Origin of the sequence: Bacillus massilinigeriensis, from assembly GCF_900111815.1 — a bacterium.
In the GTDB taxonomy this organism is placed as follows: domain Bacteria; phylum Bacillota; class Bacilli; order Bacillales; family Cytobacillaceae; genus Mesobacillus_C; species Mesobacillus_C mediterraneensis.
Genome location: NZ_LT630004.1, coordinates 358,370 through 383,149 on the forward strand (window position 1 = coordinate 358,370; position 24,780 = coordinate 383,149).

A 24,780-nucleotide genomic window follows, 5' to 3' on the forward strand; every position below is an offset into this window, starting at 1 on the left:
ATATTATTCCTTATTTAGGAACACGAATGTAAATATAAAAATCAGGTCCTACTTTTTCAGGTTCGGTGACCAGCTCGTAGCCGTGTTTTTTAGCTTCCTCCGGTACACTCCGGCACGAATTTGCTCCAACGATGATTTGCAGCAGTTCGCCTGCTTTCATTTCCTTCAGCGCATCCAGCGCATAAATGACTGGGTACGGTCAAGGCTCGCCGCGTAAATCTAATGTATAGTTCACGTTGCCGATTACTTGTGACAATGATTACGCCTCCTTTGTTTGTGTTGCTAAGCTAGCATCCTCTATATTTTTTCCAGAAGTATAACGGAATTTTTTCTCCCGCCAGTCTGCGAGCAAATACCAGCCTGCTAACATGGCCATTGTTCCAATGAGCGCCGGGATTGGGCCCCATGCCTCTATCAGGTTTACTTTTGGCCAGCCTTCCACAAGGGTGCGGAAGATGCCGAGATGATCCCATCCGTACGCGAGCACGGTTGCTCCGACAATGTTGCCTGCACCAACGACCCAGAAAAGTATCTGACCTTCCATTGCGCGGTACATCATCCCAGTTTCACAGCCTCCTGCAAGCACGATGCCGAATCCAAACAGGATACCGCCAATTAATGTGCTTGGTGCCGCTATTTTGATAATGGAAACTGCCCCATTTTGAATGTAAAAGAAAGTAACAATGACACTGAACATCATCCCTGCAGCAATGGCCTTTGCCATAACAGCCCGTCCTGAAATCCACAAATCGCGGAAAGCGGAAGTAAAGCAGATTTGACCTCGTTCAATCAGTATTCCAAACAATGCACCTGCAATACAGGCAATGGCCAAAAGTGGTTTGCCTGCAATGAAAAAGTATGCGACCAGAACTGCGTAAGCTGCTGCCATTCCGTATCCAATGATTGGCTGAAGCTTGGAATTTGCCATTTTTTCCATGTTTGCTGGACGGAGCGCTCCTTTACTCATGTTTGGCTTTCCGCGCCACCATTTTGTGTTGATGACCTTTACACCAAAGTAAGTTCCGATTGCAGTCGCAACCATAAAAATCCATGCGTGGAAAGAAAACTGCGGCACGCCGGTAAAGAAAGCAGCAAGGTTGCAGCCGAGTGCAAGTCTTGCCCCAAATCCAGCAATGATTCCTCCCGCAAAGCCTTGAATCAGCCGACGTTTTTGTTTAGGCAGCCGAAATTGGAAACTGTTGCTGATCAGCACAGTAATCAGTGCTCCAAGGAGCATTCCGATGACAATCCAGCCGTCTGTCCGTTGTAATGGCGACCCTTCCATTCCGACTAGCTGGAAATAAGCCCAGTCAGTTACATCGACGCCGGCCAATTGAAGAAGATGGCCGCCAATCCTGGTGAATTCGCCGGTAACAGCCCAGACTGTTCCGGTGAGCCCGAAATATAACGCGCTGGCAAGTCCTGCAATGCTGATGGCAATGAAGGGATTCCAGTAGTCTTTGAAGATTTTTTGATATAAATTCACTGTATTTCTGCAACTCCCTGTATGAAAGTATAAAACCAATAACCCATTATTACATAGGAGCTACACACCAGCAATCGCTTTTCTCAATGCAATCAATTGATTTTATAACTATGAAAAAACGCATCCTTTTTATAAGATGCGCCTTTTCCTTTATGTCAGCCTTCTTTGACGGGCCATATTCCACATTCGAGCCTTCTGTTTTTGCTCGAGTTTTGTTACCGGTTTTGCTTTTACTAGTTGCTTGAATACCGATGCTGTCTGCTTGACGGAAAAGATTACCGTATTTACAGCTCGTTTTTTCTTGCTAAAGTCTGCAGCTAATTTCTGCTGGTTGGCTGTCAGCTTGTCCGTTTCTGTTTTAATCGTGTCCGTTTTTACCGCCATTCTTGTCGAGAGTTCATTTAGTACATGGAGCGATGGCTTTGCTTTTTTATATACCTGGAATGCGGTATATCCCAAGTACCCGAGAGAACCGACAATCAAAGCAAGACTTAAATAAACGATAATCACTCGTGAGTCCTCCTTTAAGTTATATTTATCTTTCTTTTACCCTACCGCCAGGAAAAAATAACGAAAAAAGAGAGAAGGTTGTTTCCAGGTATATCTTTATTAGCTTTCCTACTCATCATGAGTCACTCTATTCAATATTATTAATTATCCTTTTTTACTTTAGACAAAGAATAAATATATTTAATAAATATTACACATGGATAGAAAATGGTGGAAAACTGGAGAAAAAAGGATCATGTTAGCGAGACGCTTTTTAGAACTTAGGAGTATTTTCGCCGCATGATAATATAGCGAGACGATCAGGCTGGATGAAGCCGAGATTAAAATGAAAAAGGCGTGTAAAGGATGATTCCCTTTCACGCCTTTAATATTATCCTTTTATTGTGTCATTCCGAAAATGGCACCCGAAATGAAAGGAACAAGCCAAATTGCCCAAACGATAATGCTGAACCTGTGAAAAGCTGCTTTCATCGCGTCGTCTTTTTTCCATATAACAACCGTTGCCCAAACAGCGTGACCTAACATTAGGAGGATAGCTAGCATTCCAGTAATTGCATGGAAATTAAGTCCAAATTCCTGTCCTGCAATTTTTCCCATTGCGGTTGTGCCGATTGTATCAAACAAGAGACCTGTCCAAAAGATGCCAACATGCCATTTCTTTAAAGTCTGCTGTCTTTTTTCTGCAAAAACCCCGATTGTATAGAAAACTAATGCCAAATTTATTGCAATAATTGCAAGGATTAACATGATAAATTCCTCATTTCATTCATTATTGTTGTTAAGTACAATATAAAGGCTGAATATGAACGCAAAATGAACGAGAAATAACAAAATAATTATCAGAATAAACTAAATGTAAATCCCTCTATAGAATAGAAGTATGAGTGACGCTAAGGATGAGTGAGCTAAATAATCTATTAACAGCTGTGAATAGCAAAGCCGCCATGACTGCGTGGCTCAGTGCACTGAAGCAATATCAACTGGATACCATACATCATTATAAAAAAAGAGAAAACTCTCTTGAAAAGAGAAGGAATTTAGTTTAATATTTAGTTAAATAACTAAATAATGATTCCTAGTATTCCTGAAAGGGGGATTTGTCCGTGAATGATACATTTAAAGCGCTCTCAGACCCAACCAGAAGAAAAATACTTGATTTGCTGAAAGATAAAGACATGTCCGCAGGGGAAATTGCCGATCACTTTACGATGTCCAAACCAAGTATATCGCAGCACTTGAAGCTTCTGAAGCATGCTGGCCTCATCATGGATGAAAAGCACGGCCAGTACATCATTTATTCCCTCAATACAACCGTCTTTCAAGACTTGGTATCATGGGCTTTTAGCTTTACCGAACCGAAAAATGAAGTAAAGGGAGAGGAAAAATAATGAAAAAGCACGCTTTTCCGCTTATTCTGATTGGACTCACTGCATTAGTATGGATTTTTGCCTATCCGAAACTTCCGGACCAAATTCCAGGGCATTGGGGTCTCAACGGAGAGGTGGACCGTTACGATTCTAAATTTGTTTCCATGCTAAGCCAATTGGGAATATTGGTATTGCTTTATGTCACGATGGCATTTTTGCCAAAAATAGATCCAAGGAAAGCGAATTATCGTTTTTTCTCGAAAAGCTATAGCATCATCATGAATGCATTGCTTGCTATCTTCTTTGCTATTAATATGCTAGTAATTCTTAGTGCCTTGGGTACGTCTATACCGATATCTGAGCTGGCACCTACTGTACTTGGAGTTGTTTTTATCATGATGGGCAACTATTTTCAACAAGTCCGCTCCAACTTCTTTATCGGAATCAGGACGCCGTGGACACTGAGCAGCGAAGATGTTTGGAAAAAGACTCACAGATTAAGCGGCAAGCTGTTCTTTGCCGGCGGTATTCTCCTCATTCTCGTCACCTTTCTCCCAGATAAGATGGAAAGTATCGCTTTGTTCAGCATCATTTCAGTTATGCTAATCGTTCCATACGTGTATTCATACCTGTTATTCAGTAAGGAAAAATAAATATTATAAGGGTATCAAGTTTGATGTCTAATCCTCCCACTAGGAGGATTTTTTTCATGGTCGAAGAATGAGCACATTCAAATTTTCTCTATATTGGTAGTATAATACGATTAAGATATCATTTCGGTTTACGAATAACTACTGGAAGGGAGGCTGACAATGAAAGAGAAAGTAATATCGTACATGAAACCGTATCGCCTCCCAATAGGGGTTGCGCTTATATTAATGCTTGTTGAATTAGCCGTTGAATTGACGCAGCCACTCCTTATGGCTCGAATCATTGATGAAGGAATCATGAAAAACGATCTTAGGGCTGTCGTGGCACTTGGCGGGGAAATGCTTGGATTATCGTTGCTGGCTTTCGTTTCAGGGCTTTCCAACAGTTTTGTTGCTGCATATGCAAGCCAAAATTTTGGATATGATCTTCGGAACAATCTTTTTGAAAAAATTCAGGGATTTTTATTTGCGGATTTTAATCGATATCCCTCTTCCTCGCTCATAACAAGAATCACGAATGACGTGAACCAGCTCCAAAGTACTCTTTTCATGTGTCTCCGGATTGCTATGAGGGCACCGCTTCTTGTCATAGGAGGTGTGACGATGGCGTTGCTTGTCAATGCAAGACTTGCAATGGTCTATCTTGTCATTATTCCTGTCCTTTTGGTCTTCCTTATTGCGATTATGAATCGGTCATCCGCTCTTTTCGGGAAAGTTCAAGCTGCTCTTGACAAGGTTAACAGGGTTTTGCGGGAAAACTTAGCGGGGATGAAGCTGATTAAATCCTATGCCCGCGGTGACCATGAACGGAGCAGATTCAAGAAGGCGAATTCTAACCTTACGGAACGGACTGCATCTGCTCTTCGTCTGACAGAAACAGCAGTACCTATATTAATTTTTGTAATGAATCTTGCTATTCTTGCGATCCTCTGGTTCGGAAACATGGATATCAAGAGCGGGAAAACAACGGTCGGAGAAACGGTGGCAATCGTTAACTATGCAGCAAGAATCACGACTGCGTTTTCTATGTTTTCCTTCATCATCACGGTTCTTTCCCGAGCGAAGGCATCCTCTGGGAGAGCAAATGAAATACTGTCATACCCTTCACACGAAGATGGTGGCAATGACACAATATCTCGTGAGAATAATAAGGGGAGCAAAATCGAGTTTCAGCATATTGGATTTAAATATAGTGAAGAGACACCTGAGATTCTGCATGACATTACTTTCACTGCATGGCCTGGGGAAAGGGTTGCGATAATGGGGGCGACGGGGTCGGGAAAATCGTCGCTTATCCAGCTCATTCCAAAGCTTTATGAGCCGAATACCGGCAGCATTCTGATCGATGACAAAAATATCAAGCACCTCCGTACAGATTCCTTGCGTCGGCAGATTGGTTACGTACCTCAGGAGGCGCTCCTTTTCACAGGAACCATTAAGGAGAATTTAGCTTGGGGAAAAGAGGATGCGTCTCTCAAGGAGATGGCCGAAGCTGTCGAAGATGCTCAAATCCGAGACACAATCGAAGCGTTGCCGAATCAATACGATACACTTCTTGGGCAAAAAGGAGTCAATCTTTCCGGAGGACAAAAACAGCGTCTTTCGATTGCACGTGCTCTAGTGAAAAAAGCGGGCATCCTTCTTCTTGATGACAGTACGAGCGCACTCGATTTGCAGACAGAAGCGAAACTGTTGAAAGCTCTTGAGAAATATAAAGTTACAACGCTTATTGTTACCCAAAAAATAAGTACGGCAAAAGAAGCCGACAGAATCCTTCTATTGGTTGATGGCCGAATTATCGCGCAAGGTTCTCACGAAGAGTTGCTAGAGTGTTCTCCGCTCTATAGGGAAATCTATGCATCACAGTTCGAGGAAACGGGGGTGGAGAGTTGAGAAATCCCCAGAGAGCAGTTAAAGCGGAACGTCCTCCTCACTTTGCAGGTACAGTAAAAAGAATCTGGAGCTACCTTTCCGCCCGAAAAGGGCTCCTGGCAGCAGTGCTTTTGATGGTGGTTGCTAGCTCCATATTAGGCCTCCTTGGTCCATTTATCATCGGAAAGGCGATAGATAACTACCTTACTTCCAAAAACTCAGCACGATTTGAATGGGTTCTTATTTGGCTTGCAGGAGTTTATTTCTTTTATTCCCTTTCCGTTTGGCTCCAAAATTTTTGGATGATCGGTATTTCTCAAGAAACCGTTGGGCGTATGCGGTCTGACCTTTTTGGCCAACTACACAACCTGCCGATTGCTTTTTACGATAAGCGCCAGTACGGGGAATTAATGAGCAGGGTGACCAATGATATTGAGAATGTGAGCTCTACACTGAACAGCTCTGTCATACAAATCTTCTCAAGCGTGCTTACGCTCGTTGGTACGCTTGCAGTGATGCTGTATTTAAGCCCGTTGCTGACGCTTGTCACAATGGCGATTGTTCCGCTCATGTTCGCAGGCATGAAGTGGATTACTTCTCGGACTAGTAAGCTTTATCGAGAACAGCAGAGGAATCTTGGAGAACTGAATGGCTTCATAGAAGAAAGTATTTCCGGCCACAAAATCATCAAATCTTTTTCTGAGGAAAAAAAAGTGATAAGAGAGTTCCAAGAGAAGAACAAAAAATTGAAGAAAGCAGGCTACTGGGCTCAAGTATATACAGGTTTTATTCCAAAGCTCATGAACGTGCTGAACAACTCGAGCTTTGCCCTCGTGGCGCTTGCAGGCGGCTTTTTTGCCTTGAAAGGGATGGTGACGGTTGGAACAATAGTCACCTTCACGGAATATGCCAGGCAGTTTACCCGTCCTTTGAATGACCTTTCGAACCAATTCAACACACTTCTCTCTGCTGTAGCCGGAGCCGATCGGGTATTTGATATTCTTGATGAAAGAAAAGAAGATTTCAAGGAAGGAGGAGCCAATGATTCTTCTAAGCTAATTGGTGAGGTAGAGTTCTCGCATGTTTCTTTTTCGTATGAAAAAGGTGGCGACACTGTTCAGGAATTGAACTTCAGGGCAGCGCCAGGGGAAAAAGTCGCGCTTGTAGGACCTACTGGTGCCGGGAAATCGACGATTATCAACCTTATTTCCCGCCTATACGAGCCAGACGAAGGAAAAATTCTCTTTGATGGCCAGGATGCGGCAGAAATCCGGAGGGAGAGTATTCGCAAACAAATGGGTTTCGTACTGCAGGACTCCTTCCTGTTTGAAGATAGCATTAGGGAGAATATCCGATACGGCCGCCTCGATGCATCTGATAAAGAAGTGGAGGAAGCGGCGCGTACTGCGAATGCCCATGCTTTTATCAGCAAGCTGCCGGAAGGCTATGATACAGTGCTTTCAGCGGAAGGGTCGGGTATCAGTCAAGGCCAGAAACAGCTTCTATCGATTGCCAGAGCTATTTTAGCAAAACCCGCAATCCTGATTCTAGATGAAGCGACAAGCAGCATTGACACGATTACAGAGCTGAAAATCAAAGAGGCATTATCCCGGCTGATGGAGGGAAGGACGACCTTCATGATTGCCCACAGGCTCAATACGATCCGCCAGGCAGATCAGATTCTTGTAGTTGACCAAGGCAGAATTATCGAACGTGGCAATCATCAGCAGCTTTTAAAGCAGAAGGGATTTTACTATACGCTCTCTGAAAAACAGTTCAAAAAACCTGCAGTTAAGGCGGGGATGTAATTTCAATGAAATGTAAATATTCAAAAGTGTTTGACACTGCTGTGTTTCTGTTATAAAATCAAAAACAATTAAAACGGATGAAACCAGCATATTATACTCTTATCGAGAGCGGCGGAGGGACTAGGCCCTGTGAAGCCCGGCAACCTTCAAGGAGAATATCCTTGAAAAGGTGCTAATTCCTGCAGGTATTTTTACCTGAAAGATAAGAGAGGTGCCGAAAAGGCCTTCTCTTCATGAGGAGGCCTTTTCTTTTACAAAAAAGAAAATAAGTAATCTCTTATCGAGAGCGGCGGAGGGACTAGGCCCGATGATGCCCGGCAACCTTCAGGGAAGATTTCTCTGAAAAAGGTGCCAATTCCTGCAGGCACTTGCCTGACAGATAAGAGGAGGTTCATATGTGCCCTCTTCTTATGAAGGGGGCGCTTTTTTTAAAAGACAATTGGTGGAGAAATTAAAAGGGAGAGGGATGGGAAGATGAAAACAATCAAAATTGCATTATTAGGATTCGGAACAGTTGGGGAGGGTGTCTACAATACTATTCATACACATCAAAATCAGCTTGCCTCTATTTTGGATAGGAAAGTGGAGGTTGCAGCTGTTTTGATTAAGGATAAGCGGAAAGATAGGGGCATTGGGGGGCATGTGCTTGTGACCGATGACTTTGAGGAAATTCTTGCATTGCAAGACTTGGATATTGTGGTAGAGGCGATTGTCGGAAAGGAACCCGCCTTCTCCTACGTTAAGCAAGCAATAGATAAAGGCTGCCATGTTATCACGGCGAACAAGGAAATGTTTGCATCCCATGGGACGGAATTGAAACAGCTTGCAGGGCGTCACGGTGTCACAGTGGGATTCGAAGCGACTGTTGCGGGGGGTGTTCCGGTCATCCAGACTGTTCAGCATCTTTTGAATGTCAATCAAGTGAAGAAATTGGAGGGCATCTTAAACGGAACATCCAATTACATTTTAAGCGAAATGAGAAGCAGCGGGCAGTCTTTTGAGGAGGCCTTAAGGGCTGCACAGGAAAAAGGGTACGCGGAGGCTGATCCGACAAATGACGTTGAAGGTTATGATGCATTTTTTAAATTGATGATTTTAAGTGAGATTGCCTTTGGTGAAAAACCAGCATGGGAAGACATTCCTCGTGAAGGAATCACAGCAATCACGGGTGAGCAAATTACAGCTGCTGAAAATCTCGGTCTCCGTTTCAAACTAATCGCATCAATTGAAAAAGTTGGAGACCGGATCGTTGGCTTCGTTCGGCCAACTCTCGTTTCGGAGAACCATCCTTTGTACAACATCGAAGGAGTAGAGAATTCTGTCAGCATCGAAGGGGATATTGTCGGACGAATCACCCTCCAAGGACCTGGAGCCGGGATGTACCCAACTGCTAGTGCAGTGATAGAGGATGTGATTCATTGTTACCGGGCTGAACCGGTTTTGCCGCATGTTGATAAACAGGGAATCTTGAATGACCGTGCTCGAAAAGGACAAGGCAGAAGCTGGCTCATTATGCCAGCAGGAGATGCAGCAGCCCGACAAGGTGCCAGCGGCAAACAAGAAGAGCCGTGTTTTATTGTGGGGGATGAAGCGACTATTACCCAATGGAAGCAAGAGCATCAAGGAGCAAGCTTCTTTGAGGTATTAGGGATAAAAGAGGAAAGGCTGCAGGAGGAAAAGGTGTAGGGAAGAGGTACGCGAAAATTCTTTGACTAAAGTGAGAATTTAAGTTTCCTTATTTTAAAAGGGGCTGTCTTAATAAGTCATTTCTTTATATAGAAGCTTGATCGGCGCATCTAACTATAGCAGACTAGTTGATGCGCCAGATTGAGATGTTATTTGAAAATTTATATCCGTCATCAATCACATTTCCTTTCCAAACCCTTAAAAATTGTCATTTTGACCTAGATTATTCACCGATATATATAAAATCCCACAGAAAAGCCGACTTGTTGGCTTTTCTGTGGGATTCTCTTTTTCACTTAAAAGATGAAAAAAGAATCCATTTCTGTTATGGTTATTGCGACTAAACACCAACCAACTAGAAAGGATTCTTCTAATGGCTACTTTATCGCAAAACACNGATTTATTTTCTTTATAAAAATATAAGGTTTTTGGAGAAAAGGTAAGGATTTTAGGGAAAAGGTAAGGATTTTTGAAAAAATCCGTATATGTAATCGATTACATAGTGCTCCATGCTGTGGTTTGAAGCCTCTTGAAATAGGCTATCTACGGTAATCGTCCATTTATCTACGGTAAACAGCGATTTATCAACGGTAAATTTCAGTATATCTACGGTAAACGTAAATTTATCTACGGTAGATTCCAGTAGGGATACAATTATTCCTTTTAATGGAAGTTAAGGACCGCAATTTATGCCCCGGGAGGAGAATTGCCACTTCTTACGCAAGAAGGACCTCCAGGCCGTACAGCGCTAAACGGGCGCTTCCGCTTTTCTATTGTCCGGCTTCAGCGCCCAGCGCTTATCGTCCTTCGGCTTTCTCCCTACGATAAGTCAACATCAATTCGCTATCGCTCATCGTGTTTCCTTTATCTCGATCGAAACCCTCCAGGCCGTACAGCGCTAAACGGGCGCTTCCGCTTTTCTATTGTCCAGCTTCAGCGCCCAGCGCTTATCGTCCTTCGGCTTTCTCCCTACGATAAGTCAACATCAATTCGCTATCGCTCATCGTGTTTCCTTTATCTCGATCGAAACCCTCCAGGCCGTACAGCGCTAAACGGGCGCTTCCGCTTTTCTATTGTCCAGCTTCAGCGCCCAGCGCTTATCGTCCTTCGGCTTTCTCCCTATGATAAGTCAACATCGATTCGCTATCGCTCATCGTGTTTCCTTTATCTCGATCGAAACCCTCCAGGCCGTACAGCGCTGAACGGGCGCTTCCGCTTTTCTATTGTCCAGCTTCAGCGCCCAGCGCTTATCGTCCTTCGGCTTTCTCCCTACGATAAGTCAACATCGATTCGCTATCGCTCATCGTGTTTCCTTTATCTCGATCGAAACCCTCCAGGCCGTACAGCGCTAAACGGGCGCTTCCGCTTTTCTATTGTCCAGCTTCAGCGCCCAGCGCTTATCGTCCTTCGGCTTTCTCCCTACGATAAGTCAACATCGATTCGCTATCGCTCATCGTGTTTCCTTTATCTCGATCGAAACCCTCCAGGCCGTACAGCGCTAAACGGGCGCTTCCGCTTTTCTATTGTCCAGCTTCAGCGCCCAGCGCTTATCGTCCTTCGGCTTTCTCCCTACGATAAGTCAACATCGATTCGCTATCGCTCATCGTGTTTCCTTTATCTCGATCGAAACCCTCCAGGCCGTACAGCGCTAAACGGGCGCTTCCGCTTTTCTATTGTCCAGCTTCAGCGCCCAGCGCTTATCGTCCTTCGGCTTTCTCCCTACGATAAGTCAACATCGATTCGCTATCGCTCATCGTGTTTCCTTTATCTCGATCGAAACCCTCCAGGCCGTACAGCGCTAAACGGGCGCTTCCGCTTTTCTATTGTCCAGCTTCAGCGCCCAGCGCTTATCGTCCTTCGGCTTTCTCCCTACGATAAGTCAACATCGATTCGCTATCGCTCATCGTGTTTCCTNCGATAAGTCAACATCAATTCGCTATCGCTCATCGTGTTTCCTTTATCTCGATCGAAACCCTCCAGGCCGTACAGCGCTAAACGGGCGCTTCCGCTTTTCTTATTCCTGTAAGCTTTTGGCTTCCATGTAGAGGGCTTGGATGAATTTTCGGATATTGATTCGGGAGTGTGCGGTTGGCATATCTCCTTTGTTCTCGAGCTCCATCATCTTCATCCTAATCTGTGAATAATCGAAAAACTTGGACGAATAGTTTTCAAATTTAGGGTTGGTGAAATCCGTAAGTCCTAGGGAAGCGATATGCTCCAACGCCTGGTGTATGGCTCGGCGAATTCGCTGTTCTCCTGCCTTTGTTTCTTTTTTGACATCAGCCGGAAGGACATTAGGCCCGTACCGCTTTTCCACAATTTTTTCATAGAGATCCTTAAGTGTAGGTGTTTCCCTTACATTATCTTTCTCTAGCTGCTGCATGATAGACAGCATATCGAGTAAGTCTTTCGTGCCGCTTTCCGCAAGGATGCCGAGCTCGAGAAGCACGGTTTTGCCTGCGGAGACAATCGAATTTGTACTCCGCTTTTCTTTTCTGGCAGGTGATAGATCCTTGTTGAAGGTTCCAAGCACATTCAGTGATTGCTGAATGTTCACGATGGATTTTTCCAGCATAAGATGCTCACATACTTTTTTCAAAACGCTAACGACCTCTAGCCGGTTGATTGGTTTTGTGATGTAGTACTCGACACCGAGCGAGTATGCCTCACCAATCATGTCTTTTGTCTCTACTTGAGAAACCATGATAATTTTTCCCTTGAAAGATGGTGCAATTTCTCTCACCGTTTCAATTCCGTCTCTATTTGGCATTAACAGGTCGATCAGCAAGATGTCTATCCCGGTATTTTCTAGCTCATCTGCATATACCTCTGACCCATCATCGGCTTCTCCTTTAATTATCCCCAATTCTTCTTCTTCGATAATATTTGCAAGCATTGCCCTGATGGGTGCAGAGTCATCTACGATAAAAAAATTCAATGGTTTCATCCTCTCTCTATTAAGCATTCCACAGGAAGTTCAATATGAAAAATAGTGTTAAAAGGTACGTTTCCTTCTATTAATTCAATTTTTCCATCATGGCTTTCGATCACATTTTTTATATAGGAAAGACCAATTCCGTTTGAAGCGATACCATCTTGGTTGAATTTGGTAGTAAATCCAGGTTCAAAAATGAGCGGCTTGTTTCGAGTATTAATTCCTGGACCTGAGTCTTTTACAGTTAGGATTAATAAGTTCCCTTTAAGCTCTGCTTCCATTCGGATAATTCCACTTCCCTTAATGGCTTCCACAGCATTGGAGACAAGGTTGTTGATAATAGAGAGAAGCAAAAAGGTATGGAAGCGTTCCGTTATATTTTTTAAGTCTATTTCAAAAGAAATATCTTTCCCTAGCAATTGAGCATAACTTTCATTGGAGGTAACGATGACATCAACAATTTCTCGCATAAATAAAAAATCGCTGAGGTTCTCTTTTGTCATTAGCTTGGACAGGCCGGCATAAATCCGCTGGCTGTCTTTTTTTGTCTCATGCATTGCTCCTGCAATCCGGAGCGCAGCCCGTGCATATTCTCCATTTCCATCCTCCCTCAACCCTCTGTAAAGGGAATAGCAATCACTCGTTAGCTGCTCGGCGTTTTTCATCATTTTTCTTAACTGAATCATTTCGACATAAAGATTTGATATGAGCATGAGCATTTTTTCATTCCGAATGCGCTGTTCCCGTTCCGCTGCCCTTGCTTCGCGAATGACAGTAATATTGAAGAAACCGAGCACAAAAAAGCTTCGGATAATAGCAATTCCGCTAATAGTGACAAGTGTCTTGATGGAAAAAGAAACATGGATGAACAGGGATCTAGCTGTAAGTTCCATGATGCTAGCTAAAATCTCGATGATGACACCAAGCATGCCGAGGAGCAGAGGGTTATCATAGTGTTTTTTTAACTGAAAATACTGAAACATCCAAGCGAAAGATAAATAATAGAAGAAAACCGGAAAATGCATTTCAAAACTATCCTGCAGCGCGACGTCAGAAATATAGACACTGCTAAGGATACGAAAGGCCACTACTGAAACTCCAACAAGGAAACCGGATAGTAAAGGGTGGATCTTCCGTGACCATAATAAAAAGAAGAAAAAAACCGGAGTTCCGAGACTGACCCTCAAAATTCCTTCAAGAGGGTAGAATTTCATTTCACCAGCCAGCGGTACTGCCAGCATCATGGCAAGATAGGTCAATATCTTTTGGGGCACCATTTTCACCGCTTTCTTGAGGTTAAATGTTGTATGCGGGCGTGGAGCCCTTGCTGTTTTTCATTATAAAGGTTTTGCTGAAAATCACGAGACCGATTTATGACAACTTTATTAAGTTCACTACATATTTTGTCTGTTCTTGTAGTTTTCGGTAGGCAGCCTGTTACTCTTTAACTGTAGCCGGGACCATGCTTCCTGTAAAGTCATATCTGGTCTCTAGGTTATTTTCACCCCCCCAATTGACCTTGAGGGAGTGGAAGCATGCAATAAACACTTGTGAATAGATTCACAATATTATTATGGGAGGCAGGTGGCAGGAGCCCGTTCCGTGAAAAGGGCATCTATTACCGGTTAATGCAAGTTTTACTGCAATTTTATTTTCCTAAAAATTTACCCGTTTGGAGGTAAGGACATGTTTTGGATTCAATTTATCATCGTGCTCGCCTGTATCTTTATTGGGGCGCGCTTAGGCGGTGTAGGTCTTGGTGTCATGGGTGGTGTTGGTCTAGCAATCCTCGTATTCGTTTTTCATCTTCAGCCAACCTCTGCTCCAATTGATGTTATGCTCATGATTTTGGCCGTTATCACAGCAGCTGGTGCGTTGCAGGCTGCAGGCGGCATGGATTATCTCGTTTTTGTAGCAGAAAAAGCTTTGAGGAGAAATCCTAAGTGGATTACATTCATCGCTCCTATCGTAACTTATGTTTTCACTTTCTGTGCAGGTACTGGCCACGTTGCCTACTCTGTCCTGCCAGTTATCGCAGAAGTTTCCCGTGAATCTGGCGTCCGTCCTGAACGCCCGATGTCTATCGCGGTTATCGCTTCTCAACAGGCAATCACAGCGAGCCCGATTTCAGCGGCAACTGTTGCATTGCTAGCGCTTTTGGCGGATTTCAAAATCAGCTTGCTTGATATCATGCTAATCTGTGTACCTTCTACATTCATCGCTTGTATGATCGCTGCATTCGTTGCAAGCAAAACAGGTAAAGAGCTTAATATGGATGAAGATTACTTGAAACGTCTTGAAGAAGGTCTTGCTCCTATTAAAAAGGACAAGAAAGCTTTCAGTCCTAAACCAGGTTCTAAGCTTTCCGTTATGCTTTTCCTTCTTGCAGCAGTATTGGTTGTTATACTTGGCTCTTTCGAAGCACTTCGCCCGGGATGGGAAATCGAAGGCGTATTCACAAGAATGACAATGCCTGTAGCAATTGAAATCGTCATGCTGACAATCGCAGCATTGATTATGATTTTCTGTAAACCAAATGTTGAAGAAATCGTATCCGGCAGTGTGTTTAAAGCTGGTGCTGCAGCAGTAGTTGCCATCTTCGGTATCGCTTGGATGGGAGATACTTTCTTCCAAGGAAACATGGAATTAATCTCTGGCTCTATCTCTGATCTTGTTACAACAGCTCCTTGGCTGTTCGCAATCGCGCTGTTTGCACTATCTATTCTGCTTTACAGCCAGGCTGCAACTGTTCGTACATTAATGCCACTTGGAATTTCACTTGGAATCAATCCTGCACTATTGATTGCAATGTTCCCGGCAGTAAACGGATATTTCTTCATTCCAAACTATCCAACAGTTGTTGCTGCAATCAACTTTGACCGTACAGGTACAACTAAGATTGGTAAGTATGTTTTGAACCACAGCTTCATGGTACCAGGCCTGATCGCAAGTGTCGGCGCCGTTATTATCGGCATCCTCTTGAGCATGGTCGTACTATAAAAAAATGTTAACAAGCCTTACCAGGCTTGAAAATAAAAGGGGCAACCGTTCTTAGCCGGACGGTTGTCATCATTGAAAATTGGGAGATGACTGAAAATGGCTGAACAATTCCGTATCGAAAAAGATTTCTTGGGTGAAAAAGAAGTACCGTTGAATGCGTACTATGGTGTTCAAACAATGCGCGCAATTGAGAACTTCCCAATCACCGGGTATCGGATTGATGAAGCTCTAATCAAAGCAATGGCTATCGTGAAGAAAGCAGCAGCGCTTGCTAACGCTGAGATTGGTCAGCTTGACCGCAAAGTCGCTGAAGCAATCAGCACTGCAGCGGAAGAAGTAATCAATGGTAAGCTTCATGACCAATTTATCGTTGACCCTATTCAGGGCGGTGCAGGAACATCAATCAACATGAATACAAACGAGGTTATCGCTAACCGTGCGCTTGAGTTGATCGGCGAACAAAAAGGCAACTACAAAGTAATTAGCCCGAATTCCCATGTTAACATGGCACAGTCTACTAATGATTCTTTCCCTACTGCCATCCACTTGTCTAGCCTTATGACATTGGAAGCACTGATCGATGCAATGGAAGAGCTTCATGGCGAATTTATGGCAAAAGCAATGGAATTTGACGGGGTTATTAAAATGGGTCGGACTCATTTACAGGATGCTGTTCCTGTACGCCTTGGCCAAGAATTTAAAGCATATGCACGCGTTTTGAGAAGAGACATCAAGAGAATTAGTGCAACAAGAGATCACCTCTATGAAGTGAACATGGGAGCAACAGCAGTCGGAACAGGTCTGAATGCAGATCCGGAATATATCAAGAAAGCTGTTGGATACCTTGCAGAGTTCAGCGGTTTCCCATTAACCGGTGCTGAAAACCTTGTTGATGGAACACAAAATACAGACTGCTATATTGAAGTTTCTGCAGCGCTTAAAGTATGTATGCTGAATATGTCTAAAATTGCGAACGACCTTCGCATGATGACTTCTGGTCCACGTTGTGGTTATGGAGAAATCAACCTGCCAGCTCGTCAGCCAGGATCTTCTATCATGCCAGGAAAAGTAAACCCTGTTATGGCAGAAGTATTAAACCAAAGCGCATTCCAAGTTGTTGGTAATGATTTGACAATCAGCATGGCTTCAGAAGCAGGACAATTTGAACTGAATGTTATGGAACCAGTTATTGTCTTCAACCTTCTTCAGTCTATTAAGATCATGACAAACGTCTTCAATGTATTCCGTGAGCATTGCCTAAAAGGTATTACTGCAAATGAAGAAAGAATGGCTGCATATGTTAACAACAGCGTTGGTGTTATCACAGCAATCAACCCACACGTTGGATATGAAACAGCTGCATCTATTGCAAGGGAAGCAATCCTTAGCAACAGACCTGTAAGAGAAATCGTCCTTGAGCGTGGAGTGCTGACATCAGAAGAGCTTGACACCATTCTTAATCCGTTTGAAATGACTCACCCAGGAATCGCAGGAAAAGAATTGCTGGATGCGAAAAAACAGCAAAAAGAACCTGTACTAGTATAATATTGCATCATCAGAAGGAGGCACTAACACATTATGGAGCGGGGAAAAAATCAGCATCTTTATCGTAAACTTCATTCCCTGTCAGGAATCATCCCAGTTGGGGTGTTCCTGACAGTCCACTTGTTCGTCAATTTTACAGTCACTTGGGGAATGGATGCTTACAACACGGCAGCAAACGTGATGGTTCATCTGCCGTTTAAGTATTTTCTTGAAGCATTCATCATTTTCATCCCACTTTATTTCCATGCTATCTATGGAATGTACATTGCTTTTCAGTCGAAGAACAATGTCGGCAGCTATGGCTATGCACGCAACTGGAAGTTCTTCCTTCAGCGTTTAACCGGAGTCATTACGTTCATCTTTGTAACATGGCATATTTGGGAAACAAAAGTTCAAGTTGAATTCTTTGGCGCAGAGGCTAATTACCATTTGATGGCCGGCATCGTTGACAACCCGATTTCTTTAGCACTTTACATCGTAGGGATTGTAGGTTCTGTATACCATTTTGCAAACGGCATCTGGACATTCTTGATTACTTGGGGAATCACCGTTTCACCTAAGTCTCAGAAGTTCTTTGCTATTGTCACATTTGGAATCTTTGTCGTACTATCCATCATTGGTGTACGAGCAATCCTTGGATTTGCATGATAGCTGGATAGGAGGACATCATTATGAGCAAAGGCAAAATTGTTATTGTCGGCGGCGGACTTGCGGGTCTAATGGCAGCAATCAAGATCGCTGAAAAGGGAACAAAAGTAGATCTATTTTCAATTGTTCCTGTTAAACGTTCGCACTCTGTTTGTGCGCAAGGCGGAATTAACGGGGCAGTTAATACAAAAGGGGAGAATGACTCGCCATGGGAACACTTTGATGATTCCGTCTACGGCGGCGACTTCCTGGCAAACCAGCCTCAAGTAAAAGCAATGTGCGAGGCTGCACCAAAAATCATTCATATGTTTGACCGTATGGGTGTAATGTTCAACCGTACACCAGAAGGTCTTCTTGACTTCCGTCGCTTTGGTGGCACTCAGCATCACCGTACTGCTTTTGCTGGTGCAACAACAGGCCAGCAGCTGCTTTACGCATTGGATGAACAAGTAAGGAAATACGAAGTGGCCGGTCTTGTTACAAAGTATGAAGGCTGGGAATTCGTTTCTGCAGTTCTTGATGATGAAGGCACTTGCCGCGGTATCACAGCACAGAATCTTAAATCAATGGAAATCAAGGCATTCCCTGCAGATGCAGTAATCATTGCAACAGGTGGTCCTGGTCTTATTTTCGGTAAATCAACTAACTCAACAATTAACACAGGTTATGCGGCAGCAAGGCTATATCAACAAGGTGCAGTTTACGCGAACGGTGAGTTCATCCAGATTCACCCAACTGCCATTCCAGGTGATGACAAAAACCGTCTGATGAGTGAATCAGCACGCGGTGAAGGTGGCCGTGTATGGACTTACAAAGACGGCAAGCCTTGGTACTTCCTAGAAGAGAAATATCCGGCTTACGGAAACCTCGTTCCACGGGACATTGCAACACGTGAAATATTTGATGTTTGTGTGAACCAAAAACTTGGTATCGATGGTGAAAACAAAGTTTATCTTGATCTTTCCCATATCGATGCAAAACAGCTTGATATTAAGCTTGGCGGTATTATGGAGATCTATGAAAAATTCATGGGTGATGATCCGCGTAAAGTTCCAATGAAAATTTTCCCTGCTGTTCACTATTCCATGGGCGGACTGTGGGTAGACCTTGAGCAACAGACAAACATTCCTGGCCTTTTTGCTGCAGGTGAGTGCGATTACTCCCAGCATGGTGCGAACCGTCTCGGTGCCAACTCACTTCTCTCTGCTGTTTACGGCGGTATGGTTGCTGGTCCTTCAGCGCTTAACTATGTCAATGGTCTTGAAACTTCTGCAGATTCTATGCCTGCTGCCCTTTTTGAAAAGCAGCTTGAAGAAGATCTTAACAAATATCAATCTATCCTTTCCATGGATGGCAATGAAAACGCGTATGTGCTTCATAAAGAGCTAGGCGAAATGATGACAGCAAATGCTACAGTTGTTCGTGAAAACGCGAAGCTGAAAATGACTTATGACAAACTAGAAGACTTCGTACAAAGATTCAAGCGCATCAACATCGAAGACACTGCAAAGTGGAGCAACTCCAGCGCTTCGTTCGTTCGTCAGCTTGAAGGAATGATCAACCTGGCGCATGTCATCACGCTTGGTGCATATAACCGCAACGAGAGCCGTGGAGCACACTATAAGCCTGAGTTCCCTGACCGGAATGACGAAGAGTGGCTGAAGACAACAATGGCACGTTACAATGCCAAGACGAACAAGCCTGAGCTTTCCTATGAAGAAGTAGATGTCTCTTTGATTGCACCGCGGAAACGGGATTACACTAAGGCGAAGAAAGGAGCCAAGTAATTATGGCAGGAGATAGCAAGAAAATACACTTGATTATTACAAGGCAGAAGGATGCAAATTCTCAGCCGTATCAGGAAGAGTTCTTGGTTCCTTACCGCTCGAATATGAACATTATCTCTGCTCTGATGGAAATTCAGAAGAACCCTGTAAACGCACAGGGCAAAGAATCAACTCCAGTTATCTGGGAATCTGTTTGCCTGGAAGAAGTATGTGGAGCGTGCTCTATGGTCATCAACGGCAAGCCTCGACAGGCTTGTTCCTCGCTGATTGATCAGCTTCAACAGCCAATCAAGATTGCACCGCTTAGCACTTTCCCGGTTGTGCGTGACCTTATGGTCGATAGGCAGCGTATGTTTGACTCTCTGAAAAAAGTAAAAGCATGGGTTCCGATTGATGGTACCTATGACCTAGGTGCCGGCCCAAGAATGCCTGAAAATACCCGTCAGTGGGCATATGAACTTTCCAAGTGCATGACTTGCGGCTGCTGCCTTGAGGCTTGCCCGAACGTAAACGACCATTCTCCGTTCATGGGACCTGCGCCGCTGTCACAAGTTCGACTATTTAATGCGCATCCAACAGGTGCAATGCACAAGGATGAGCGACTAGATGCGATCATGGGAGAAGGCGGAATCACTACTTGCGGTAACTCGCAAAACTGTGTGGAAGTTTGTCCAAAAGGTATTCCATTGACAACATCAATAGCTCACTTGAATCGTCAAGTAACACTTCACTCTTTCAAAAACTTCTTTGGAAATTTCTAAGAGAGAAGAAAATCGAAACAAAGAACAAGTATGGCTGGAGATATGGAGGCTCTCATTCTCCAATCAATAAAATTTGCGATCTAGAATATAAAGTGCCCATTACCAAGGTGCCTGGCTTTCGTATACCGAGAGTCAGGCACTTTTTTACATTACCGCACTGGGGGTCAGGCACCCTTTATTGCATTACCACACTGGGGGTCAGGCACCCTTTATTGCATTAACGCTATGCTAGAGTAATAGAGTTAATGATGTTTAGTATTATTGGTTTTGAAGTGGAAGTGATGGATTAATAAAAAAGCGAACCGAGTGGATTCGGTTCGCTCTTAGAAGCATATGCGTGTAACTTGCAACATTACAAGATTTATCTATAGAATCTGTTCTGTATAAACTGCCGCGGTACATTTATTCCACTTGGTGATTTTGTAACCTAAACGACGTAAGCCCTACCTCTCTTACATCCTTACGGCTCCGAAGCCGATCCAGTGTGAATAAGTTTGAAGAAAATATGATAAGCAGAACGCCATAAAGTTTATGATTCAGTGTTTGTTCCAAGTTACATTGTAGGAGCAACTTTTCAATTATACCTATTTCAGGTGGTTCTGTCAACCTGATTTTAAGATTTTATTTATTTTTCATTTTCTCCTGCGCCATTTTTATCATTTCACGTACCATCCCGCCTCCAATCCTGCCGCCTATTTTTCCAGCTTGTTCTGAGGTTAATTGACCGTTGTATCCTTGCTTTAAAGGTATTCCAGCTTCTTTCGCAGCTTCAAATTTTGCATTATTAGGATTGGATGTCCCCGCAACTTTCGCTTTTAACTGATCTAGGGATTCCCTAGCTTGAGGTACAAGAATCTTATTTCTTCTTGCCATAATTACGCCTCCTTTCCTTTATGTTGCCCGAATTGAAGAGGGATATTTTCATCAACTTCCTAAAGAGCATAATGAAGGACTTATCAAAGGTGTTATCAACAAGCAAATCATTGTATCTTACAGGGGAGAGAGGCATCTATTCACACTATCAACAGGAATAGAACTTAATTTTATCCACAATAACAGTTTTGACTGGAACCCAGTAGAGAGAAAGGGTTTTGTGAATATATCTACATTATCCACATGCGTGTGGATAAGTAAGTTATCTACTTCTGTTGAAAGCTGAGATGGTGGTTTATCAAAAATTATGTGAAAATTATGTGAAAGTCATTGTGTAATTGAAGAATATCAGCTATATTTAAGACAAGGAAAGTTAGTGAAAATATTCACAATCTAACAATCCCCTCTCCCATTAGTAAATGAAATACCCCTCCCCTAAAAAACAGGAAGAGCAGGATTTATTTAAACCTGCTCTTCCTGTTTTATTTTAAATACACAATGTGTGCTTTGCACTAAAGCACTAAAGTGTGCCTGACCCCCAGTGCGTTAAACCACTAAAGCGTGACTGACCCCCAGCGCGGTGATGTGGTGAGGGGGGCCATGACATTTTTGCTTCTAGTGCTGTTATTCTTTTACGCGCTCGTCTGCGGCTTTTGAGCGGGCCATGGCTTCTAGGTCAGCATGGTCGGCTAAATCGCGGTCAAATTCGACATCGCGGCCGTCTGTCTTCATGTTCTTTGGCGTTTGCGGAAGTGACGCTGAGTTCTTATCTCGGTTTCGATGTCCTCGAGAACGTGGCATGTACAGTTCCCCTTTCGATTTTAAATGCCTTCTTCGAGATAAACAAAGGCGCAAGGGAAGCCCTTGCACCATTATTTTGCCTTAAAATGCAGTGTGTATGATTGGAAATCTATTCACTGATCCCGTTTGGGAGCCCTAAATCCACCGGCTTTGTCCGCCATTTTAAACTCACGGCTATACGTCACTTCCTGCATGCTTGTCAGCGTGTGTCTCTGCTTCTCTTTTTTCTTCTTGTCCATTCTAATCATCCTTCCCGTTTAAATGATTACTTTATCCATTATTTCCAGGAAGAATGGGAATAAACAGAGCTAATGGTAAAAAATATCGGACAATGCTTTTTTTAGCTCGGGATATTGAAAAGAAAAGCCGTTACGTTCTAGCTTTTCAGGAAGTGCTTTTTGTCCCTCAAGGACTAGGATGCTCATTTCTCCAAGCACAGTCTTTATTGCAAAGGAAGGAGCAGGCAGCCAATGCGGTCTTCCAAGAACATCGGCTAGCACTTTTCCGAATTCTTTTATCCTAACAGGCTGCGGAGCGGTGAAATTAACCGGACCGGAAAGCTCCCCAGTTTCAATGGCAAACGTAATGCCCCTGACAACATCTTTTATATCTATCCATGACAGCCACTGTGTCCCCTTTCCAACGGTTCCTCCTGCAAATAGCCGGTAAGGTAAGGCCATTCGCGGCAATGCGCCCTCTTCTTTGTCCAAAATGACTCCGAATCTGCATAATACTGTCCTGATGCCGCTGCCAGCTTTAAGAGCCGCAGCTTCCCACTTCTTTGTCGTATTCGCCAAAAAATCACTCCCAAAGTCACTGTCCTCTTCCGTAAATGTTTTTGCGTGAGAAGTGTCATATATGCCGACTGCAGAAGCATTTATTAACACCTTTGGCTTAACTGCCATTGACGAAATGATCCTTCCAATCTCTGCAGCTGATTGGAGCCTGCTCTCGACAATCTGCTTTTTATATTCCTCTGTCCAACGTTTGCTGATGGAGGCTCCGGCAAGGTTTACGATTGCGTCTACACCTTCGAGCTCTTTCTCAGGTTTATCACTTTCATTAAGCCAGCGGATGAAAGTGATGTGATCATCCTTGCCAAAAGCACCTTCCGCCTGCTCCGGATCTTTTCGCGACAGAACAATTGCTTCATGGCCTTGTTCTGATAAATACCGGCAGAGCGCCTTTCCAACAAGCCCTGTTCCTCCCGTGACAGCCACCTTCATCCAAGATACCTCCCAGATTTATGTCTTATCATTATTTTACACACATTCTGCCGGAAAACCTTTTTTCAATATGTTACATTTAGGAGGGGTGATAGAATGCCGACAATAGCAAAAATCGCAGTTCAAAAGCATAACAAAGAGCGTTATAGCATATTTATTGAATCTGCAAAAGGAGAGGAATACGCCTTTTCTGTAGATGAGAGCACTTTAATACGATACGGCTTAAAAAAAGGGATGGAACTAAGTGACCTCCCGCTTGCGGACATCATGTTCCAGGAAGATGTGCAGAAAGCCTATAATCACGCAGTTCACTATTTATCCCATCGCATGCGCTCGGAAAAAGAGGTTCGTGAATATCTGAAAAAAAAAGAAATAGCAGATACTGTCATGGATGCTGCTATCAATAAATTGTACGAATTTCGTTTTTTAGATGATAGAGAATTTGCGCTCGCCTATACAAGGACGCAAATGAACACAACAGATAAAGGACCGAATACGATTAGAAGAGAGCTAAAAGAAAAGGGAATTGAAGGGGAAATGTCAGAAGAAGCGCTTGCGGAGTTTAAGAAAGAACTTCAAATAGAAAAAGCTGCCAAGCTTGGAAACAAACTAGCTGCCAAAAACATGAAAGACTCCACTAGGGTGTTAAAGCAGAAGATTGAGCTTCATCTCCAGCGAAAAGGATACCCTTTTAATATTATTGCAATTGCACGAAAGGAAATAAAGATAGGCAAGCAAGAAGACGAGATGTCGGCACTCACCATCCAAGGGGAGAAATTAAAGCGAAAATACCATAAGCTTGAAGGTTTTCTGTTAAGGCAAAAAATCAAGCAAGGCCTTTACCAAAAAGGATTCCCGCTTGATTTAATTGATCGCTATATTGATGAAATGGAGGATGGGTGGAAGTAGCCATCATCATTCACAGCATTATCCACTCACATTTATTTTTAGTAAAAAGGGAAGATAATTTTTGTTTTAGGCATTTCACTTTTCCAAGGATGGACCGGGAAGCCCCCTTGGCCGTTGGTGCCTCTCAGGGGGTCTTCCCTAAGGCCGCGCTCCCGCCGGAGTATTCGCCTCTTACCTGCATCATATGATTGATTTACTTCATCTAATTACATATAACGAATTAACGAAAGAGGGTTATGATTTTTTAGATTCAATGATAATCTCTTCCTTATCAAGTTCATTGACAATCATTTCCGCCACTTCACGCGGAGAACGGAAGCTTGTTGGGTCAACATGGTTGCTCCCTTCCCAGAATGGTGTGTTCATCCCGCCCATATATGCTGCGACAAAGCGGATGCCTGTGCCTGCGTACTCTTTTTGCATGCTTTCCGTAAAACCTCGCAGTGCAAATTTTCCTGCACAGTAGACTGCTTCATTTTTCTTTCCCCGTAGTCCTGCTGTTGAAATGATGTTGAGGATTAATCCTTCCTCTTTTTTCTCAAGATAGGGAAGAAGAGCTTTTGTCATGGTAAGAGGGCCATAGACATTTGTTTTGAAGCTGTCTTCCAGTTCTTTGTCCGTTGATTCTGTAAAAGGACCGAATATTCCGATGCCAGCATTGTTTACGAGTCCATATAGATCGTATGCTTTGTTAAGTACCATCATTTTCTCTTTAATATCATCAGGATTTCGGACATCAAGCAAAAGGCTAGAAGCACTACCGCCAGCTTCCTCGATTTGTTCTAGTACTGCTTTTAGCTTGTCTCCATGCCTGCCAGCCAAGACGATGTGGAAGTCCTCCTGTGCAAGCAGCAATGCGAGTTCTTTACCGAGCCCAGAGCCTCCACCGGTGATTATGATTGTTTTCATTTTGTTG

22 protein-coding genes and 2 riboswitches are annotated in these 24,780 nt (G+C 43.5%); of the genes, 11 read left to right on the forward strand and 11 right to left on the reverse strand.

All coding sequences use genetic code 11. The features are described from left to right. Positions 1–10 precede the first annotated feature (10 nt). From BQ5796_RS18355 to BQ5796_RS01905, 4 genes are all read right to left on the reverse strand, one after another. Entirely contained in the window at positions 11–187 is a 177-nt protein-coding gene (locus BQ5796_RS18355; protein WP_282956869.1) for a sulfurtransferase TusA family protein, read from the reverse strand. A gap of 72 nt (positions 188–259) precedes the next feature. After that, positions 260–1,486 (reverse strand): selenium metabolism membrane protein YedE/FdhT, encoded by a 1,227-nt coding sequence (gene yedE, locus BQ5796_RS01895; protein WP_071458723.1) that lies wholly within the window; start codon positions 1,484–1,486, stop codon positions 260–262. Between the two features lie 150 nt (positions 1,487–1,636). Further along, positions 1,637–1,996, reverse strand: a complete 360-nt coding sequence (locus BQ5796_RS01900) for a hypothetical protein (protein WP_071458724.1) — start codon at positions 1,994–1,996, stop codon at positions 1,637–1,639. A 378-nt stretch (positions 1,997–2,374) separates the two neighbouring features. Then, positions 2,375–2,743: an HsmA family protein gene (locus BQ5796_RS01905; RefSeq protein WP_071458725.1), complete on the reverse strand. Its 369-nt coding sequence runs from the start codon at positions 2,741–2,743 to the stop codon at positions 2,375–2,377. Between the two features lie 356 nt (positions 2,744–3,099). Between BQ5796_RS01905 and BQ5796_RS01910 the strand changes: the two genes are divergently transcribed. The 5 genes from BQ5796_RS01910 (at position 3,100) to BQ5796_RS01930 (ending at position 9,379) form a co-directional block, all read left to right on the forward strand. Continuing rightward, complete coding sequence (locus BQ5796_RS01910; RefSeq protein WP_071458726.1) at positions 3,100–3,384, forward strand: autorepressor SdpR family transcription factor; 285 nt, start codon at positions 3,100–3,102, stop codon at positions 3,382–3,384. Beyond that, positions 3,384–4,016, forward strand: coding sequence for an SdpI family protein (locus BQ5796_RS01915; protein WP_071458727.1), 633 nt, complete (start codon positions 3,384–3,386; stop codon positions 4,014–4,016). Before BQ5796_RS01910 ends, BQ5796_RS01915 begins: the two co-directional genes overlap by 1 nt. 159 nt (positions 4,017–4,175) lie before the next feature. Further along, positions 4,176–5,906, forward strand: a complete 1,731-nt coding sequence (locus tag BQ5796_RS01920; protein ID WP_071458728.1) for an ABC transporter ATP-binding protein — start codon at positions 4,176–4,178, stop codon at positions 5,904–5,906. Further along, positions 5,903–7,693, forward strand: coding sequence for an ABC transporter ATP-binding protein (locus BQ5796_RS01925; protein WP_071458729.1), 1,791 nt, complete (start codon positions 5,903–5,905; stop codon positions 7,691–7,693). Before BQ5796_RS01920 ends, BQ5796_RS01925 begins: the two co-directional genes overlap by 4 nt. A gap of 96 nt (positions 7,694–7,789) precedes the next feature. Continuing rightward, a riboswitch (SAM riboswitch) is annotated at positions 7,790–7,902 on the forward strand. 65 nt (positions 7,903–7,967) lie between these two features. Then, positions 7,968–8,079: riboswitch (SAM riboswitch) on the forward strand. 88 nt (positions 8,080–8,167) lie between these two features. After that, positions 8,168–9,379 carry a homoserine dehydrogenase gene (locus tag BQ5796_RS01930; RefSeq protein WP_071458730.1) on the forward strand — a complete coding sequence of 404 codons (1,212 nt, stop codon included), beginning with the start codon at positions 8,168–8,170 and terminating at the stop codon, positions 9,377–9,379. A 2,014-nt stretch (positions 9,380–11,393) separates the two neighbouring features. On the opposite strand, the gene BQ5796_RS01940 is transcribed toward BQ5796_RS01930, so the two are convergent. Beyond that, entirely contained in the window at positions 11,394–12,317 is a 924-nt protein-coding gene (locus BQ5796_RS01940; RefSeq protein WP_071458732.1) for a response regulator, read from the reverse strand. A gap of 5 nt (positions 12,318–12,322) precedes the next feature. Then, a complete protein-coding gene (locus tag BQ5796_RS01945; protein WP_071458733.1) occupies positions 12,323–13,591 on the reverse strand; it encodes a sensor histidine kinase in 1,269 nt (422 codons plus the stop codon). Between the two features lie 409 nt (positions 13,592–14,000). On the opposite strand from BQ5796_RS01945, the gene BQ5796_RS01950 reads away from it, so the two are divergent. From BQ5796_RS01950 to sdhB, 5 genes are all read left to right on the forward strand, one after another. Beyond that, positions 14,001–15,314 carry an anaerobic C4-dicarboxylate transporter family protein gene (locus BQ5796_RS01950; protein ID WP_071458734.1) on the forward strand — a complete coding sequence of 438 codons (1,314 nt, stop codon included), beginning with the start codon at positions 14,001–14,003 and terminating at the stop codon, positions 15,312–15,314. A gap of 96 nt (positions 15,315–15,410) precedes the next feature. Continuing rightward, positions 15,411–16,859: an aspartate ammonia-lyase gene (gene aspA / locus BQ5796_RS01955; RefSeq protein ID WP_071458735.1), complete on the forward strand. Its 1,449-nt coding sequence runs from the start codon at positions 15,411–15,413 to the stop codon at positions 16,857–16,859. A 33-nt stretch (positions 16,860–16,892) separates the two neighbouring features. Continuing rightward, complete coding sequence (locus BQ5796_RS01960) at positions 16,893–17,507, forward strand: succinate dehydrogenase cytochrome b558 subunit (RefSeq protein WP_071458736.1); 615 nt, start codon at positions 16,893–16,895, stop codon at positions 17,505–17,507. A gap of 23 nt (positions 17,508–17,530) precedes the next feature. Beyond that, positions 17,531–19,294: a succinate dehydrogenase flavoprotein subunit gene (sdhA, locus tag BQ5796_RS01965; protein ID WP_071458737.1), complete on the forward strand. Its 1,764-nt coding sequence runs from the start codon at positions 17,531–17,533 to the stop codon at positions 19,292–19,294. Positions 19,295–19,296: 2 nt separating this feature from the next. Next, positions 19,297–20,055, forward strand: coding sequence for a succinate dehydrogenase iron-sulfur subunit (sdhB, locus tag BQ5796_RS01970; protein WP_071458738.1), 759 nt, complete (start codon positions 19,297–19,299; stop codon positions 20,053–20,055). Positions 20,056–20,676: 621 nt separating this feature from the next. Here the strand turns inward: sdhB and BQ5796_RS01975 are convergent. The 4 genes from BQ5796_RS01975 to BQ5796_RS01985 form a co-directional block, all read right to left on the reverse strand. Beyond that, a complete protein-coding gene (locus tag BQ5796_RS01975; RefSeq protein WP_071458739.1) occupies positions 20,677–20,928 on the reverse strand; it encodes an alpha/beta-type small acid-soluble spore protein in 252 nt (83 codons plus the stop codon). A gap of 624 nt (positions 20,929–21,552) precedes the next feature. Then, complete coding sequence (locus BQ5796_RS01980; RefSeq protein ID WP_071458740.1) at positions 21,553–21,729, reverse strand: YfhD family protein; 177 nt, start codon at positions 21,727–21,729, stop codon at positions 21,553–21,555. A 113-nt stretch (positions 21,730–21,842) separates the two neighbouring features. Continuing rightward, positions 21,843–21,968, reverse strand: a complete 126-nt coding sequence (locus tag BQ5796_RS17265; RefSeq protein ID WP_074033871.1) for a YfhE family protein — start codon at positions 21,966–21,968, stop codon at positions 21,843–21,845. 69 nt (positions 21,969–22,037) lie between these two features. Beyond that, on the reverse strand, positions 22,038–22,955 hold the full coding sequence (locus BQ5796_RS01985; RefSeq protein ID WP_071458741.1) for a TIGR01777 family oxidoreductase: 918 nt from the start codon (positions 22,953–22,955) through the stop codon (positions 22,038–22,040). Between the two features lie 96 nt (positions 22,956–23,051). Here BQ5796_RS01985 and recX point away from each other — a divergent pair, with 96 nt between their 5' ends. Continuing rightward, the gene (gene recX, locus BQ5796_RS01990; RefSeq protein WP_071458742.1) at positions 23,052–23,864 is read left to right on the forward strand and encodes a recombination regulator RecX; all 813 of its coding nucleotides are present in this window, start codon (positions 23,052–23,054) and stop codon (positions 23,862–23,864) included. Between the two features lie 234 nt (positions 23,865–24,098). On the opposite strand, the gene BQ5796_RS01995 is transcribed toward recX, so the two are convergent. Further along, positions 24,099–24,773, reverse strand: a complete 675-nt coding sequence (locus BQ5796_RS01995) for an SDR family NAD(P)-dependent oxidoreductase (protein ID WP_071458743.1) — start codon at positions 24,771–24,773, stop codon at positions 24,099–24,101. Between the last annotated feature and the right edge of the window lie 7 nt (positions 24,774–24,780).